General features: G+C 56.0%; 16 protein-coding genes. 10 read left to right on the top strand and 6 right to left on the bottom strand.

What is annotated here, in order from left to right; translation table 11 throughout:
• Positions 1-9 precede the first annotated feature (9 nt).
• Together C1N58_RS00445 and C1N58_RS00440 are read right to left on the bottom strand one after the other, a co-directional pair.
• Positions 10-666, bottom strand: a complete 657-nt coding sequence (locus C1N58_RS00445; protein ID WP_394564490.1) for a 3-oxoacid CoA-transferase subunit B — start codon at positions 664-666, stop codon at positions 10-12.
• 10 nt (positions 667-676) lie between these two features.
• A complete protein-coding gene (locus tag C1N58_RS00440; protein WP_054633141.1) occupies positions 677-1,366 on the bottom strand; it encodes a 3-oxoacid CoA-transferase subunit A in 690 nt (229 codons plus the stop codon).
• Positions 1,367-1,552: 186 nt separating this feature from the next.
• Between C1N58_RS00440 and C1N58_RS00435 the strand changes: the two genes are divergently transcribed.
• The 3 genes from C1N58_RS00435 (at position 1,553) to C1N58_RS00425 (ending at position 4,506) form a co-directional block, all read left to right on the top strand.
• Positions 1,553-2,359, top strand: coding sequence for an IclR family transcriptional regulator domain-containing protein (locus tag C1N58_RS00435; RefSeq protein ID WP_110268406.1), 807 nt, complete (start codon positions 1,553-1,555; stop codon positions 2,357-2,359).
• A gap of 78 nt (positions 2,360-2,437) precedes the next feature.
• A complete protein-coding gene (gene metC / locus C1N58_RS00430) occupies positions 2,438-3,628 on the top strand; it encodes a cystathionine beta-lyase (RefSeq protein ID WP_394564489.1) in 1,191 nt (396 codons plus the stop codon).
• 218 nt (positions 3,629-3,846) lie between these two features.
• A complete protein-coding gene (locus C1N58_RS00425; RefSeq protein WP_006118175.1) occupies positions 3,847-4,506 on the top strand; it encodes a DedA family protein in 660 nt (219 codons plus the stop codon).
• 11 nt (positions 4,507-4,517) lie between these two features.
• On the opposite strand, the gene C1N58_RS00420 is transcribed toward C1N58_RS00425, so the two are convergent.
• Positions 4,518-5,426, bottom strand: a complete 909-nt coding sequence (locus C1N58_RS00420) for an AraC family transcriptional regulator (RefSeq protein ID WP_033739797.1) — start codon at positions 5,424-5,426, stop codon at positions 4,518-4,520.
• Between the two features lie 193 nt (positions 5,427-5,619).
• Between C1N58_RS00420 and dkgA the strand changes: the two genes are divergently transcribed.
• Complete coding sequence (dkgA, locus tag C1N58_RS00415; RefSeq protein WP_394564488.1) at positions 5,620-6,447, top strand: 2,5-didehydrogluconate reductase DkgA; 828 nt, start codon at positions 5,620-5,622, stop codon at positions 6,445-6,447.
• Between the two features lie 478 nt (positions 6,448-6,925).
• Positions 6,926-7,858 (top strand): flagellin N-terminal helical domain-containing protein, encoded by a 933-nt coding sequence (locus C1N58_RS00410; protein ID WP_033739799.1) that lies wholly within the window; start codon positions 6,926-6,928, stop codon positions 7,856-7,858.
• Positions 7,859-7,902: 44 nt separating this feature from the next.
• On the opposite strand, the gene ftsP is transcribed toward C1N58_RS00410, so the two are convergent.
• The 3 genes from ftsP to parC form a co-directional block, all read right to left on the bottom strand.
• Positions 7,903-9,333: a cell division protein FtsP gene (ftsP, locus tag C1N58_RS00405; protein ID WP_039342152.1), complete on the bottom strand. Its 1,431-nt coding sequence runs from the start codon at positions 9,331-9,333 to the stop codon at positions 7,903-7,905.
• 146 nt (positions 9,334-9,479) lie between these two features.
• Entirely contained in the window at positions 9,480-10,217 is a 738-nt protein-coding gene (locus C1N58_RS00400; protein WP_039342149.1) for a 1-acylglycerol-3-phosphate O-acyltransferase, read from the bottom strand.
• Positions 10,218-10,262: 45 nt separating this feature from the next.
• Positions 10,263-12,536 carry a DNA topoisomerase IV subunit A gene (parC, locus tag C1N58_RS00395; RefSeq protein ID WP_033739803.1) on the bottom strand — a complete coding sequence of 758 codons (2,274 nt, stop codon included), beginning with the start codon at positions 12,534-12,536 and terminating at the stop codon, positions 10,263-10,265.
• 392 nt (positions 12,537-12,928) lie between these two features.
• On the opposite strand from parC, the gene C1N58_RS00390 reads away from it, so the two are divergent.
• The 5 genes from C1N58_RS00390 to C1N58_RS00370 are packed head-to-tail and all read left to right on the top strand — an operon-like array spanning position 12,929 to position 17,279.
• The gene (locus C1N58_RS00390) at positions 12,929-14,491 is read left to right on the top strand and encodes a BglG family transcription antiterminator (RefSeq protein ID WP_394564487.1); all 1,563 of its coding nucleotides are present in this window, start codon (positions 12,929-12,931) and stop codon (positions 14,489-14,491) included.
• Between the two features lie 18 nt (positions 14,492-14,509).
• Positions 14,510-14,980, top strand: a complete 471-nt coding sequence (locus tag C1N58_RS00385; RefSeq protein WP_033739808.1) for a PTS sugar transporter subunit IIA — start codon at positions 14,510-14,512, stop codon at positions 14,978-14,980.
• 20 nt (positions 14,981-15,000) lie between these two features.
• Positions 15,001-15,315 (top strand): PTS fructose transporter subunit IIB, encoded by a 315-nt coding sequence (locus C1N58_RS00380; RefSeq protein WP_394550325.1) that lies wholly within the window; start codon positions 15,001-15,003, stop codon positions 15,313-15,315.
• A gap of 11 nt (positions 15,316-15,326) precedes the next feature.
• Positions 15,327-16,418, top strand: a complete 1,092-nt coding sequence (locus C1N58_RS00375) for a PTS fructose transporter subunit IIC (RefSeq protein WP_054633136.1) — start codon at positions 15,327-15,329, stop codon at positions 16,416-16,418.
• A 9-nt stretch (positions 16,419-16,427) separates the two neighbouring features.
• Complete coding sequence (locus C1N58_RS00370; protein WP_033739812.1) at positions 16,428-17,279, top strand: class II fructose-bisphosphate aldolase; 852 nt, start codon at positions 16,428-16,430, stop codon at positions 17,277-17,279.
• The last annotated feature ends 58 nt before the right edge of the window (positions 17,280-17,337 follow it).

The following is a 17,337-nucleotide window of genomic DNA, read 5'->3' as shown; positions in this document are numbered from 1 at the left end:
CGCGGTTCCTCAGGCGGTGGTCGCCAGTTCAAGTTGCAGTAAACGCACCGGCGTGACCGCCTGGAGCGCCTCGAAACTCAGTCCGGGGCAGCACTCGACCACCAGCGGACCATCCGGCGTAATATCAATCACGGCCATATCCGTATAGATCCGGCTGACGCACCCCAGCCCGGTGAGCGGATAGCTGCACTGCTTCACCAGCTTGCATTCCCCTTTTTTCGTCAGGTAGTCCATCATCACGTAAACCTTGCGCGCGCCAATGGCGAGATCCATGGCGCCGCCGACAGCAGGAATTGCATCCTGCGCACCGGTACTCCAGTTCGCCAGATCGCCGCTGACGGATACCTGGTACGCGCCCATGACGCAGATATCCAGATGCCCGCCACGCATCATGGCAAAGGAGTCGCCATGATGGAAAAAGCAGCCGCCCGGCAGCAGGGTTACCAGCTCTTTTCCGGCATTGATCAGCTCCGGATCGGCGTCTTCCGGCGCAGGCGCTGGCCCCATGCCGAGCAGTCCGTTTTCGCTGTGCAGAAAGATTTCTTTGTCTGCAGGCAGGTAGTTCGCAATGCGGGTCGGCAGGCCAATCCCCAGGTTAACGTAAGCCCCTTCCGGAATATCGCGCGCCACGCGCTGTGCCAGTTGGTCACGGGTGAGTTTTTGCATTGCCGACTCCTCAGGCTGAAACGGTCAGGGTAACGGGATGGGGAACGCACACCAGGCGCTGGACAAAAATGCCCGGCGTGACGACGTTTTCAGGATCGAGCTGGCCCAGCGGCACCAGCTCTGCTACCTGGGCAATGGTCGTGGTGGCGGCCATCGCCATCACGGGGCCAAAATTCCGCGCCGCTTTGCGGTACACCAGGTTGCCCCAGCGGTCGCCCTGATGGGCTTTGATAAGCGCGAAATCGGCTTTGAGCGGTTTTTCGAACACGTAATGGCGGCCATCGATTTCCCGCGTTTCCTTGCCTTCCGCCAGCGGCGTGCCAAAGGCGGTGGGGGTGAAAATGCCGCCTAAACCGCTGCCTGCGGCCTGCATCCTGGCGGCAAGGTTGCCCTGCGGCACCAGCTCCAGTTCAATCTCTCCACGACGATAGCGCTCATCGAACACCCAGGAGTCAACCTGGCGCGGAAATGAACAAATCATTTTGTCAACGCGGCCTGCCTTAAGCAGCGCGGCCAGGCCGCTGTCACCGTTGCCAGCGTTATTGCTGATCACCGTCAGCCCGCGAGCGCCGCTTTCGATCAACGCATCGATCAGTTCCAGCGGCTGACCGGCAGGTCCAAATCCGCCAATCATGATGCTGGCCCCGTCCGGGATGACCGCCACGGCCTCTGCCAGTGTTGCCACACTTTTATTGATCATTAGCTGTTCCTTTAGCCCGGCATCAGCCGGTTGGTAGTGAATAGCCAAAAAGTAGATCGCTCTGTGAGCGCAAACAATACCGATTATCGAAATAGTGTGCGATTATCGGTCACTGGCAAAACCAAATGGCACATTGTGATCGTTCGCACAGTTGCAGGACGATCCTGTTAATCTCGGGAGAAAAGCATGACGGATGACGATCAGACGCTGCGCGGCAGCAGCGATCCCTGGAAAGGGGATCCGAACTTTATGGCTTCACTGGCGCGTGGGCTGGAGGTCTTGCAGGCATTTACCCCACAGCGACGCGTGATGTCCGTGTCGCAAATCAGTCAGCGCACCGGTATTCCGCGCGCAGCCGTGCGGCGCTGTCTGTACACCCTGAGTAAGCTGGGTTTTGTCTACGCCGAAGATGGTAAAAACTTTGAACTGCGTCCGCGCGTGCTCACTCTGGGTCATAACTGGCTGGGCGCCACGCCGCTCGCCAGCGCCTCACAGCCGGTTTTACGCCAGCTGAGCCAGACGCTGAACGAGTCCTGCTCAATGGCGGTGCTGGACGGGGATGACATTCTCTATATCGCCCGCGCGTCCGCGTCGCGCATCATGACGATCGACCTGCATATCGGCAGTCGTCTGCCCGCCAGTACCACCTCCATGGGCAGAGTGCTGCTGAGTGGGCTTGCCGCTGAGCCATTGAACGACTATCTGGCGCGGCTGACCCAGCTGCGTTATACCAGCCACACGCTGGTCAGCAGCAGCGCACTGCGTGAAGAACTGACCCGCGTCCGGCAGCAGGGTTACGCCATTAACGATCAGGAACTGGAAATCGGTCTGCGTTCGCTTGCCGTGCCGCTTTGTGGCGCGGACGGACGCATCGTGGCCGCTCTGAACGTCGGCGTCCATGCCGGACAGGTTTCTGCGGATACGCTGCGTCAACACCATTTGCCGCTACTGCAGGAGGCCGCACGGGAAATCTCCCTGTTGCTGCGCGAATAATCTGTGTTGCCCCTCAACGTCATCGCCGAATTCGTGCTAACGTGAAGGCTCAGGTGCAAGCGGCAAGGCAGGGAGTTCATGACCACAAAAAAAATTGATACCACACTCGTCAGCGCAGGACGCGATAAACGTTACACCCAGGGTTCGGTGAATGCGGTCATTCAGCGAGCCTCGTCGCTGGTTTTCGATACCGTTGCGGAAAAAAAACGCGCGACCGCAGGGCGGGCAAAGGGCGAACTGTTTTATGGTCGTCGTGGCACGCTGACCCACTTTGCCTTGCAGGACGCCATGACAGAGCTGGAAGGCGGCGCGGGCTGTGTGCTGTATCCTTGCGGCGCCGCAGCGGTCTCTAACGCTATTCTGGCGTTTGTTGAAGCAGGCGATCATGTGCTGATGAGCGGCGCGGTGTATGAACCAACCCAGGATTTCTGCACCAAAATCCTTGCTAAACTTCAGGTCTCCACCACCTGGTTTGATCACGGCATCGGCGATGCGATCGCCACCCTGATTCAGCCCAACACGCGCGTGGTGTTCCTGGAGTCGCCCGCCTCCATCACGATGGAAGTGCAGGACGTCCCCGCCATTGTGGCGGCGGTGCGCGCAAAAGCACCGGACGCGATTATTATGATTGACAACACCTGGGCGGCGGGCGTGCTGTTTCGTCCTCTTGCGCTGGGCGTGGATATTTCGATTCAGGCTGGCACCAAATACCTGATTGGTCACAGCGATGCCATGATTGGGACCGCCGTCGCCAATGCCCGCTGCTGGGAGCAACTGCGCGAGAACAGCTACCTGATGGGGCAGATGGTGGATGCCGATACCGCCTACATGGCCAGCCGGGGATTACGTACGCTGGGCGTACGTCTGCGGCAGCATGAAGAAAGTGCACTTCAGGTCGCAGAATGGCTGGCCGCCCGCCCGGAGGTCGCCAGAGTGAATCATCCGGCGCTGCCCGCATGCCCCGGTCACGCCTTCTGGCAACGCGACTTCAGCGGCAGCAGCGGATTATTTTCGTTTGTGCTGAAGGAAAAACTGAGCCGCGAGCAGTTAGCGATGTATCTTGATCTTTTTCAGCACTTTAGCATGGCGTACTCATGGGGCGGTTATGAGTCGCTGATTTTAGCCAGTCAACCCGAAGAGCTGGCGGCTATTCGCCCGGCGGGCGGCGTTGATTTCAGCGGTACGCTGGTACGGCTGCACATCGGTCTGGAACATGTGGATGATTTACTGGTTGATCTTGAAGCGGGTTTTACACGCCTGACGCGCTAAAAGAGTAAACCTGATATAAACCAGATACAGACCCGTGTGATATATCGACAGGCCACAGCCAGATAGATGTTAAAATTCTCTTAATATAAAAGTGTTCAGCGAGCAGAAGAACCCCCGCAGGTTAAGGTTGTCGCCCACTCTGGGGCAGGCGACAACCAAGAGGTCAGGCCGATCTGAACACTATAATTCAGCATGATTGTGACGTAATGGGATAGCTAATGGGTGTTTTACATGAGATTGTGCACGCGCTTTGGCATCAAGACTTCGCCGCGCTGGCCAATCCGGAAGTGGTATGGATCGTCTACAGCGTGATGTTTATGACGCTATTCCTGGAAAATGGTTTACTGCCCGCCTCTTTTCTGCCCGGCGACAGTCTGCTGCTGCTGGCTGGCGCGATGGTAGCCAAAGGCGTGATGGATTTTTTCCCCACGCTTTTGATCCTGACCACCGCCGCCAGTCTGGGCTGCTGGCTCAGTTACCTGCAAGGCCGCTGGCTGGGTAATACCCGACTGGTTAAGAGCTGGCTGATGCAGCTTCCGGCACAATATCACCAACGCGCATGGAATATGTTTAATCGTCATGGCCTGATGGCGCTGCTGGTGGGACGTTTTCTGGCCTTTATTCGTACCATTTTGCCAACAATGGCGGGCATTTCCGGCCTGAAGAACAGCCGTTTTCAGCTGTTTAACTGGCTGAGCGGTCTGCTGTGGGTGGGCATTGTGGTGACGCTGGGTTACGGCATCAGCCAGGTGCCGTTTATCAAACGGCACGAAGATCAGGTGATGGCTGTCCTGATGGTATTACCGATGGTGCTGCTGGTCGTCGGGCTGGTTGGCAGCATCGTGGTTATCTGGAAAAAACGTCGTCAAAGAGCCTGATCACGCGTGCGTCAGGCGGGCGGTTCGGCCACCGTCTGACGCACCCGATTCACTTCCTCACCCGGCGTCACGCCAAAGTAGCGCTTAAACTCCCGCGAAAACTGCGACGGACTCTCATAACCGACGCGCACCGCCGCGACGCTGGCTTTCAGGCCGTCCTGCAGCATCAGTAAACGCGCCTGATGCAGGCGATACCGCTTGAGATACTGCAGCGGCGACGTCTGCGTCACCGCTTTGAAATTATGATGAAACGCTGAGACACTCATATTCACCTCTGCCGCCAGCGTGTCCACGCTGAGGTTGTCGGCATAGTGATTCTCTATACGGCGCAGTGCCCGGGCAATCTGGCTGAACTGCGTCTGACGACTCACCAGTGACAGCAGTGCCCCCCCAATCGGGCCGGTCAGCACATAGTAAAGAATTTCCCGCACAATCTGTGGCCCCAGCACCCTTGCATCACGAGGCTGGGTCATCACATCCAGCAGGCGTTCTGCCGCACACAGCATTGGCTCCGTGAGAAAGGCAGAGTGAATGCCCGAGGTCAACGGCTGAGGCTGAAACCCTTCGTCATCACCGATGTCCATGAGCAAATCCTGCAGGCTGGCCGTATCCACGCGCAGGCACATCCCGGCCAGAGGCTGCTCGGGTGACGCCCAGGTTTCACATTCGACCGGGAGCGGCACGGTGAGCATCAGGTATTTTGTGGCGTCGTATTGAAAAACCGTACTGCCCAGATAACCGGTTTTGCTGCCTTGAAACAAAATGACAATGCCGGGCTGATACATGATGGGCTCACGCGGTCGGTGCTGCCCCGCATAAATCAGTGAGACATTTTCCACCGGACACAGCTGTTCGCGTCCGTTCGTCATCAGCGTGACCACCTGTTGAGCCAGCCGCTGACACAGTAAGTCGTGGGGCATCATCACTCCTGAAAATAAAAAGCGCAGTTTGCCGCGCGCCTGGTTAAATCGCCAGCAAAATGGAGAATCAGGCAAGAAGTTTACAGGATCAGGCAGGGTTATCCTCGCCTGTTCGCAGGCAGCCTGAAAATTGTTAGCTAGACTTAAGCACAGCGAAGACTCACTGGTTTACTGCAAATGTAAGGAGCAGGATATGGCAGACCAACCTATTATCAAACTGCACGACGGTAACATGATGCCACAGCTCGGACTTGGCGTGTGGCAAGCCAGCATGGAAGATGCGCGCAACGCCGTGCTGAAAGCGCTGGACGTTGGCTATCGTTCAATTGATACCGCCGCCGCGTACAAAAATGAAGAAGCGATTGGTCAGGCGTTACAGGAAACCGATGTCGCGCTTGAGGATATTTTTATCACCACTAAACTGTGGAATGCTGACCAGCAAAATGTCCAGCAGGCACTGGAAACCAGTCTGCAAAAACTGAAGCTGGAGCAGGTAGATCTGTATCTGATGCACTGGCCGTGCCCGGAGAAAGATCAGTACGTTGACGCCTGGAAGAACATGATTGCGATGCAGCAACAAGGCCTGGTCAAAAGCATCGGCGTCTGTAACTTCAACCAGCCGCACCTGAAACGTCTGCTGGAAGAAACCGGTGTAACCCCGGTGATCAACCAGATCGAGCTGCATCCGATGCTGCAACAGCGCACGCTGCATGCCTGGAACGCCATGCACCAGATTCAGACCGAGTCCTGGAGCCCCCTGGCTCAGGGCGGCGAAGGCGTATTCGATCAGGAAATCATCAAGTCTCTGGCCAAAAAATACGGTAAGACGCCGGCGCAAATCGTTATCCGCTGGCATCTGGACAGCGGGCTGGTGGTTATCCCGAAATCCGTCACGCCGGCACGCATCGAAGAAAACTTCAATGTGTTCGATTTCCGCCTGGATAAGGCAGAAATGAGTGAGATTGCCCAGCTTGATACCGGTAAGCGTTTAGGTCCTGACCCGGATACGTTTAACGGCTAATACGGGCGCATCGGACCCGATGCACGCCTCGGGCAGGCCTCTCCTCCGGGAGGGGCTTTTTTACGGTTAGCGCCCACGCAAAATGTTAAACGTCCTTAAAATGTATGACAAAACGCATAATAATTACGCAACGCCTTTCTGGGCAGTGCGCGGCGCCGGGCAAAAAAACCCGTCCCTGACCGAAATCCCCCGGTCTTTCCGCTCTGTTAAATCAAATTTTTTGCGCTGAACGCTGACACCTTAATCCGCCCCTGTATTTTGTCTTTTAAATCAAAAACTTAAAATTCTAATCACCTCACCTTACCTTGTTATAACAGGTAAAATTTTGCAACACACCGAAGCCGCTCCGCTTTTGTGAAAACGTCGTTGTGCAGGTAATACTGTTTTCTGCCACACCTGTCGCGTGATCCCGGCTATCACCATTGAACGTCATTTCACGGTTTTCAGAACGTTAAGCGACTTAACCAGGGAGCGTATCATGTCGGTTATCAATACCAATATCGTGTCGTTGATCGTTCAAAACGATCTGTATAACTCTCAAAATGCTTTATCGACCGCCATTGAGCGCCTGTCTTCAGGTTTGCGCATTAACAGTGCGAAAGATGATGCGGCGGGAATGGCGATTGCTAATCGTTTGACCTCAAACATCGACGGCATGACGGTAGCGGGCAGGAATGCCAATGATGCGATTTCGCTATCACAAACCGCTGAAGGGGCGCTCTCCACGATTAACGACAATCTGCAACGCATACGTGACCTGACGGTGCAGGCGCAAAATGGCAGCAACTCCGCTGCGGATATCGACTCTATTCAGACAGAAGTGAATCAGCGAATGGAGGAGATTAACCGTATTACCGCACAAACGAATTTTAACGGCATTAGTATGCTGAATACCGGATCGGGCTCGGCTGCGTATCGCTTTCAGGTCGGTGCGGAAGACGGCGAAACGATCACGATCGATCTGGATGCCAGCGACAGCTATAACCTTCTGAAAGCGGGTACCACCGGCTCAACACTTAATATCCGGCAAATGACCTCAGGAGATACCGTAAATGGCGTGGCCCGTACGGTTGCGGCAGAAGGCTTTGACGTTTTAAAAGGGGATGTTACCGGCGGAGCAAGTGGAACCGCGACAGACGGTACGCCTTTGGCCGATCTCGATCGGGCGATTAAATCCGTTGATAGTCAGCGTAGTATGCTGGGTGCCTATGAGAACCGCTTTCAGTCGGTTATCGCCAACCTGAACAATATGGTCACAAACCTTACCTCTGCCCGTAGCAGGATAGAGGACGTAGACTACGCTGCGGAGGTATCGGCGATGTCACAGGCGCAGATTTTACAGCAGGCCGGTACCGCCATGCTGGCCCAGGCAAATCAGATGCCCCAACTGATGTTGCAGCTTCTGCGCTAGCCAAACGCAAAAGCTGAAAGCCCTGCCCGGCACAGTCTGCTCCGTTATGCCGTGGCGGGCTGCACCAGCAGCTGACCTGCCGTTCCCCGATCCGCCAGCTCCAGCGTCTGACTGTAATAGACAAACGGGAAATGGTCTGAAGAGCTTTGGGTAAAGTTGACCAGCAGTTCGACCTCGCCGTCCACCCAGACGGTGTCTTTCCAGCCCCGGTCTTCCCCCATCGACTGCGCACCGTTCACGCTCTTAATGAGGAACATTACGCCCTGAATATGCAACGATTGCGGACGATCGGCACGGATAATCCAGCGCTCAAATGTGCCCTGCTGCGCGGTGGTATCAATGCGGTTCATATCCCACACGGCACCGTTGATGCCGGGCATACTGTCGCCGATACGAAACTCCCGGGTACGCACCGAAGCGCCGTCCAGAATCTGATCGGCCAGTAAACGCATTGGCAGATTATCCGTCACCAGCGGCAGCAGGCCAGTGGGGCGAAGCGTGAGCACCAGCGTTGAGGTCAAAATCGTCGAAGGCTCGAAGAAACCGCGCAGGCGATCCATGATGCCAGCCGCGGTGCCCGCCGTAATGGAGACCTCATCCCCTTGTGACATATCCACCAGAACTTCGCGCCGCTCACCGGGAGCCAGCGTTAACCGCTGTACCGCTACCGGCGACGGTAAAAAACCCTGATCGCTGGCGATGACCGTAAACGGTCGGTTATCACTGATGCTGAGTTCGTAACGTCGGGCATTGGAGGCATTGAGCAACCGCAGGCGCACCCAGCCGCGTGATACCTCAATAAACGGATTGCGTACGCCATTAACCAGCAGCGTATCGCCCAGGAAACCGCCGTCAGCGGGTGGGTCATAAACCGGTGTCGCAAAATTATCCAGCCGCTTGTCCTGAATGATCAGCGGAAAGTCATCCACGCCATAGTGTTTTGGCAACGGAAGCTGCTTACTGAGGTCGTCCTCGATCAGCCACATGCCCGCCAGGCCGTTATAGACGTGCGGTGCCATGCGGTTTGGCGTGTTGGCGTGATACCAGCAGGTGGCGGCGTTCTGACGAATCGGTAACACCGGTGCCCAGTCGACGCCCGCTGACATCATCCGCGGCGCGCCGCCCATCAGTGCCCCTGGCACCTGCAGGCCGCTGACGGTCATCGAAACCGGTTCATTGAGGCGGTTACTGTAGATCAGTTTGACATCATCGCCGCTGTAAACACGGACAGTTGGCCCAAGGTACATGCCATTGATGCCCCAGACCGGCACCTTGTTATTGTCACCGTTAAACGACCAGTGGCTGCGCTGTAAGGTCAGAAACAGCGGCTGACCCCGGCGGGATTCGATCAACGGCGGAACGGGAAGCGGCGTGTCACCACGCAAGGAAGCGGCACGTGCCGCATGCGGCATTACCGTGGCACTGAGCGCCACACCGGCAGAAAGCTGGATAAACTGACGTCTGCTGAAAGACATGAAATTTCAGACCTTTTACGCGTGGCGCTGAAACGCCAACCCTGTTTTTATTGCTGTCATTGCTGTGCTGCTTTCACGGCGAGCGACGCAGGACGTCACTCGCCGTGGGGCATCCATGCAGAATAGTCCGACAACGGATTTGTCGGTTAGATTTTACCGTTTTTTTCGCGTTCTTCGACTTCGGCGTTAAGCTCTTCCAGCTTCGCCGCCATCAGTTCACGACAGTGGGTAGCCAGTTTGCGCACAGACGACGACTCAAATTGTTTGACGTCTACCGGCGGCAGCATTTCCACAATCACCAGGCCGTTTTTCAGGCGGTTGAGGTTAATTTTATTATGCGTATTGGACACCACAATCGGGATGATCGGGACGCCGGCCGCCACCGCAGCGTGAAACGCACCGGTTTTAAACGGTAATAATCCCCGCCCGCGACTGCGCGTACCTTCAGGAAACATCCAGAACGAAATCCGTTTTTTATTGAACTGCTCGACCAGCTCGCCAATGGTGCCGTGAGCTTTGGCCCGGTTGTCACGGTCAATCAGCAGATTACCGGTCAGCCAGTAAAGCTGGCCAAAGAACGGTATCCACAGCAGGCTTTTTTTCCCCACGGTCACGGTGGTGGGCTGCACAATTTTAGCGGCCGTCACCATATCGTAGTTGTTCTGGTGATTAGCGATATAAATCGCATTACCGTAATTATCCGCGCCCTCTGGGCGACGAAGTTCAACCTTCAGACCAAACAGCGTCGATAATTTGCCAAACAAATGACCAAAGGTGGCGACGTGACGCGGATTGCGCGGCGAGAACAGACACCAGATGCAGCCAAATACACAGACCAGAATCGAATAAATTACCACAATAATCGTGCGTAATATCAGTAACATAGCTTCCTCAATGTAACACGGCTGGCGATGAACCAGCCGGATGAATTACGCGTCGCTGTCAGCGCTGTCAGGACGTGCCGGGGCATCCAGTTCGACCCGATCAATTTTTTGCAGACCGCGCGGTAACAGCGTGCCACGGCGACCCCGATCGGCACGGAATTTCTGCAACTCTTCACTGCGCAGCAACAGCTTGCGTTTACCGACGTGCAGCGTAATCGCGCTGCCTGGTGGCAGAATCATGAGCCAGGCCAGTTTATCCGTGCCCGCCGCGGCATCTGCCGACGGAATCGAGATAATCTTGTTGCCCTTGCCTTTCGACATTTGCGGCAACTCGCCGACCGGGAACATCAACATCCTGCCCGCCTGGGTGATCGCTAACAGCATGTCGTCTTCATGATGCACAGCCATCGGCGTCATGACGCGCGCATTCTCCGGCAGGGTCAGCAGCGCTTTGCCCGCACGGTTGCGCGAAATCAGATCGTTGAAGGTGCAGATAAAGCCATATCCGGCATCCGAAGCCATTAGCAGGCGCTGCTCTTCCGGCTCCATCAATACCTGTTCAACAACCGCACCCGGTGGTGGCGTCAGTTTACCGGTCAGTGGCTCGCCCTGCCCGCGTGCCGACGGCAGCGAGGTGGGGTCCAGCGTATAGCTGCGGCCAGTGGAATCGATAAAGGCCACAGGCTGATTACTCTTGCCGCGTGCCGCCGCCAGGAAGCTATCACCGGCTTTATAGCTCAGGCCCGCCGGGTCGATATCATGTCCTTTGGCGCTGCGCACCCAGCCCATCTGCGACAGAACAATCGTAACCGGCTCAGACGGAACCAGCTCGGTTTCGCTGAGCGCTTTGGCTTCCTCACGTTCACGCAGAGGCGAACGGCGATCATCACCAAAACTGTTGCTGTCTGCCTGCAGCTCTTTTTTCAGCAGCGTATTCATTTTGCGTTCAGAGGCCAGCGTCGCCTGCAGCTGATCGCGCTCTTTTTCCAGTTCGCTTTGCTCACCGCGAATCTTCATCTCTTCCAGCTTCGCCAAATGGCGCAGCTTGAGTTCAAGAATCGCTTCGGCCTGGGTTTCACTGATCTCAAAGCGCGACATCAGCACTGGCTTTGGTTCGTCCTCGGTACGGATGATGTGAATGACTTCATCAATATTAAGGAAGGCCACCAGCAAACCGTCCAGGATATGCAGACGGCGCAGCACGCGTTCTAAACGATGATTCAGACGGCGACGAACAGTATCGCGACGGAACACCAGCCATTCAGACAGGATTTCCAGCAGGTTTTTCACGGCCGGACGGTTATCCAGTCCGATCATATTCAGATTGATACGGTAGCTTTTTTCCAGATCGGTCGTGGCGAACAGGTGGTTCATAACCTGATCCAGATCGACACGGTTTGACCGGGGCACAATCACCAGGCGAGTCGGGTTTTCGTGATCGGACTCATCACGTAAATCCTCGACCATTGGCAGCTTTTTATTGCGCATCTGGCTGGCAATCTGCTCCAGTACCCGGGCACCGGACACCTGGTGCGGCAGCGCGGTGATCACCACCTCGCCGTCCTCTTTTTTCCACACCGCACGCTGGCGAATCGAGCCGCGCCCGTTCTGATAGATTTTGCGAATCTCGTCGCGTGGCGTAATGATTTCGGCTTCGGTCGGGAAATCCGGCCCTTGCACAATCTCCAGCAGCGCATCCAGGCTGGTTTTCGGATCGTCAATCAGGGCGATAGCGGCCTGCGCCACTTCGCGCAGGTTATGCGGCGGAATATCGGTTGCCATGCCCACCGCGATCCCGGTGGTGCCGTTCAGCAGAATGTTTGGCAGGCGCGCCGGCAACATCTTCGGCTCCTGCATCGTGCCGTCAAAGTTTGGCACCCAGTCTGCCGTGCCCTGCCCCAGCTCACCCAGCAGCACTTCGGCATACTTCGACAGGCGAGACTCGGTATAACGCATGGCGGCGAAAGATTTAGGATCGTCAGGTGCTCCCCAGTTTCCCTGGCCATCGACCAGCGGATAACGGTAGGAGAACGGCTGTGCCATCAACACCATGGCTTCGTAACAGGCGCTGTCACCATGAGGATGGTATTTACCCAGCACGTCACCCACGGTACGGGCCGATTTTTTAAATTTGGCGGTGGCGTTAAGCCCCAGCTCCGACATGGCATATACAATGCGGCGCTGGACGGGTTTCAGGCCGTCGCCAATGTAAGGCAACGCACGGTCCATGATGACGTACATGGAGTAGTTTAAGTACGCATTCTCAGTAAACGTATGCAGGGCAAGACGCTCTGCACCATCCTGCGTCAATTCGCTCATTAAGTCCTCATCCTCACATCGTGACCCGCAACGGCGGATCACCCGGCGGTTGTTTGGCGAGGATAGTACCTTATTCGTGGGTATTAGTCACAGTCCAGGAGCGGGCTGGTCACTCTTTTTTCCCTGTTTTCCGGTCGCCGAAAAAACCGCACCGGTAAAAATCCCCGTGCGCTTATTTTTAATAGTTTGTGACCTTCCTCGCAATTAATTATCAGCTTATTTATAGCGTATTAATCCTGTCCCGTTCCCGGGACAACATTTAGTATTGTTGCTTTTTCTTTCACCACCTAAATTCAATTTCAGCGACATATACCGGTTTTATTTTATGCCCTGGTTGGATTTAACGAATTGCCACTTAAGCACCGCTAACGAAATAATAGACAGGTGACTGAATGCAAAATCTGACTTCACGACAACACCGATTACTGAAATTACTGTTACAGGCGGGCACGCCGCTGGCATTAGCACAATTAGCCCAACAGTTAACCGTTTCTGAAAAAAGTATTTATCGGGATTTACAAAGTCTGGAACCCTGGCTGCATGGCTGGCAGGCACAACTGGTGAAGCTGCCTGGCCGCTGTGTGGCGCTGGAAACACACGATCATGAACAGCGGCTGCGCTTGCAGCAGCATGTTGCCAGCGACGATAACTGGTCTGCGGGCTTAAGCAACAATGCGCGGCGGGTAAAAATTCTGTCCCAGCTGCTACGAGACGCGCCACGTGAAACCTCGATCAGTAAGTTATCTGAACGTTATTTCATCAGTCACGCTTCGATTGTTAATGACCTCAAGGTGATTGAAGAGTGGTTGCAGCCGCTGGCGCTGGGGCTGGTCCGTAGCCAGAGCGGCACGCATGTGGCAGGCAGCGAACAGGCACTGCGCCAGGCCATGGTTTTGCTGATTAACGACGTTATGCAGCATAACACGGGCAGCAATATGGCCCTGCCGCGGCTCGACCCCGGCAGTTATCAGGCGCTGCTCCACTATTTTGGCGAAGAGGACGTGGCCTTTGTGCAGCGCTTACTGCAGCAAATGGAGCAGCAGCTTGGCTATCCTTTGAGCGATGCGTATTACCTCAATCTGTCCACCCATATTCTGATCATGATTCACCGTATGGCGCAGGGCAAAGCCTTGTCCCTGCCGCTGGCTCTGAGCGCGTCAGAAATGGACAACCGCATTCTGAAGATTGCCCGCCAGATGGTAGTACAGATTGAACAGCGGCTGGGGCAATCCGCGCCCGCAGATGAAGTGGGATTTATTTATCAATATATTATTTCATCGGGCATTGTAGTCGAAGAACGCGGCAGCCACATGCTATCGCACTCTCCTTTTTCAAATGCAGCATCGCGCAATATTACGCTCGAATTAATTCATTGCTTTTCCGCATTCATCCAAAAGGATCTGTCGACCGATTCTTTATTATTTGAAGGTTTGCTATTCCATATTAAGCCGCTACTTAACCGGCTTAAATATCATATTACGATTCGCAATCCCTTACTCGATGACATAAAAGCGGAATTACAGGATATTTTCACGCTGACCCAACGCGCCATGCAGGTAACGGCCGAGCGGTTTCATTATGGGCCAATCGCTGACGATGAGATCGGTTATCTGTGCGTGCATTTTCAGGCCGCGCTTGAACGGCAAATCGCCCATAAACGTATTTTGCTGGTGTGTTCCAGCGGCGTCGGCACGTCGCATTTGCTGAAAAGTCGCATCCTGCGCGCCTTTCCGGACTGGATTATCGTGGGCGTTATTTCGGCCAGCACGCTGGACGACTTTTGTCAGCAGGAGCCGGTGGATCTGGTCATCTCCACCATTCATCTCGATATCAGCACCTTGCCCACCGTGTATGTTACTGCGTTTTTTAACGACGACGATATTCGCCGGGTGACGGACGCCATGATTGGTCGCCAACTGCCACAGGCCGCAACGCGCGCACTGGCAGAACATTAACTGAATGAGGTCTGATTAATGGATATTTCTCGCATTCTCACGCCACGCCGCGTCAATCTCAATCTGCAGGCCAGCAGCAAAGAAGCGGCCATTATCGAACTGACGGAGTTGCTGTTCAGTGACGGTGCCATTAGCGATAAAGAGGCCTTTATCCGTGATGTCTGGCTACGCGAGGCGGAGGGATCGACCGGGTTTGAGAATCATATCGCCATTCCTCACGGTAAGTCCTCCGCCGTTAAGCAAACCACGCTGGCCATCGGGCGCAGCCAGCAGGATATCCCCTGGGAGACGCTGGATGGCAGCAAGGTGCGCTGCATCATCCTGTTTGCCGTGCGGCTGGAAGATCAAAACACGACCCATATTCGCCTGCTGTCACAGGTGGCCAGTGCACTGGCCGATGATGAGGTGATTGCGCAGCTGCTGGTGGAAAACGATCCCAGCGAAATTATTCGGCTGTTTAGTCAGTACGCCGAAACCGACCTCTGTTAACCCTGGAGTCCGAGGTAATCATGAACATTGTCTGTGTTGCCGCCTGTACGGCGGGCATCGCGCATACCTACATTGCGCGTGAAAAAATGATCAAAGGCGCTCACGCCCTTGGCCACATCATCCATGTGGAAACGCAGGGCACCATCGGGACAGAAAACGCCCTGGATGCCGAAACGATAGCGGCAGCCGACGTGGTGATCCTGGCGGTGGACGTGAAGATCACCGGCGAGGAACGTTTTCGTGGCAAACCGATCGTGCGGGTGAAAACCGAAGTGGTGATCAAGTCGCCCATCAAGTTTCTGGAAAAAGTGGCGGATTCACTGGCGCGTGCCTGAGGAGATCCACAATGAACGCTAACAAAAGCCAGTACGGGCAAGCGATCAAAGGCCATCTGTTAACCGGGATCTCCTGGATGATCCCGCTGATTGTCGCCGCCGGGATCTGCATTGCGCTGGGTCAGGTGATTGGCGGGCCCGATGTGGGTAAACATCCCGGTACGATCGCCTGGATGCTGAACCAGATCGGTGGCTGGGGCATGGGCTTAATCGTCCCGTTGATCAGTGCGGCTATCGCTTACTCGATTGCCGACAGGCCGGGCTTCGCGCCGGGTTTGATCGTCGGGTTTATCTGCGGACAGATTGGCACCGGCTTTATCGGCGGCATCCTGGGTGGCTTCCTGGTGGGTTACACGGTGATTTTGCTGCGGCGCAGTATCCGGTTGCCACAGTCGATGCAGGGGCTGATGCCGATCATGGTCTTGCCCGTACTGAGCACCATCATTGCCGGGCTGCTCATGATGACGTTTATCGGTCAGCCCATTGTCTGGCTGCAAAAGGCGCTGATCGCCCTGCTGGAATCAATGCAGGGGGGCTCTAAGTTCATCATGGGGGCGATTCTGGGGGCGATGGCGACCTTTGACTTCGGCGGGCCGGTCAATAAAACCATGTCGCTGTTTGCGGATGGCATGCTGGTGGACGGCATTTACGGGCCGGAAGCGGTCAAATTTGCCGGTTCGATGATCCCGCCCTTTGGCATCACGCTCTCCTGGCTGCTCACGCGCCATAAGTACACCCGCGCGGAAAAAGAAGCCCTGAAAGCGGCCTTCCCGATGGGGATCTGCATGATCACCGAAGGTGTGATCCCCATTGCCGCACGCGATTTGTTCCGGGTCGTCGGGAGTTGTGTGGTTGCCTCAGCCGTTGCCGGTGGCCTGATCATGGTCTGGGGCGTGGAAGCGCCGGTGCCTCACGGCGGCATGTTCGTCGTACCGCTGTTCACCAAACCCGGGTTGTTCTGCCTGGCGCTTGGTATCGGCACCACGATCTGTGGCGTCATGCTTTCGCTGCTGAAAAAGCCCGTCACTGAAGCCGACGAAGAGTTTGACGACGTGGAAGATCACACCGTTCGCGACGACGACATTAAATTCACACTGGAATAAGGAGTGAGTATGTACGCGGCAATGAACGACCTGATAAGCCAGGCTGCGCAGAAAAAATATGCCGTTCTGGCCATCAACTGCTTCAACCTGGAAAGTGCCCGGGCGGCGGTTAAGGCGGCGGAGCAGCAGCGTGCGCCCCTGATACTGAATGTGTATCAAGGCCATAGCCGTCATTTTCCGCCAGCCATCGCGGTGCCGCTGGTGCAGGCGCTGGCGGCAGAGGCCAGCGTACCAATCGCGCTGGCGCTCGATCATGGCAAGGCCTTTCCGCTGATTGGCCAGGCCTTTCGCGCAGGCTTTACCGGGCTGATGATCGATGCTTCGGCGGAGCCGCTGGCCGAAAACATTCGTCAGACGGCCCGCGTGGTCGACATGGCCCACACCGCCGGGGTTTGCGTCGAAGGTGAACTGGGCCATATCGCCGATGCGCCCACCTACGCGCTGGCCGACGCGGCGGTCAAAATGACCCAGGTGGCGGATGTCCTGCCGTTTCTTGAGCAGACCCATATCGATCTGCTCGCGGTTTCGGTTGGCACCGCGCATGGGCTTTATCCCGCTGGGGTGCAGCCGACAATCGATTTCCAGCGTCTGGCAGACCTGCACGCGGCCTCATCGCGCCCGCTGGCGCTTCACGGCGGCAGTGGCACGCCAGCGGACGATATTCGGCGCGTCAGTCAGCACGGCGTCGCCAAGATTAACGTTGGCGCGGCGGTATTTGAAGCCGGTAAACAGGCGCTGCACCAGGCGCTTAAACACCCTCCCACCACCGAACTGCCGGACTTACTCGCCCTGATGGAGTCCGCCTGTTGTGAAGTCGTCAGTGACTATCTGAGCTGGTCTGGCTCCGCCCGCCAGGCCTGATGGCTTTCTGCTGTAACCCGGTGCGCGTCACTGAACGTCAGCGCAGGGCAACCCTTTG

The organism is Pantoea sp. SGAir0180, from assembly GCF_043546245.1.
The sequence above is the reverse complement of the archived record's forward strand: the minus strand, read 5'-3'. Positions and strand labels throughout refer to the sequence as shown.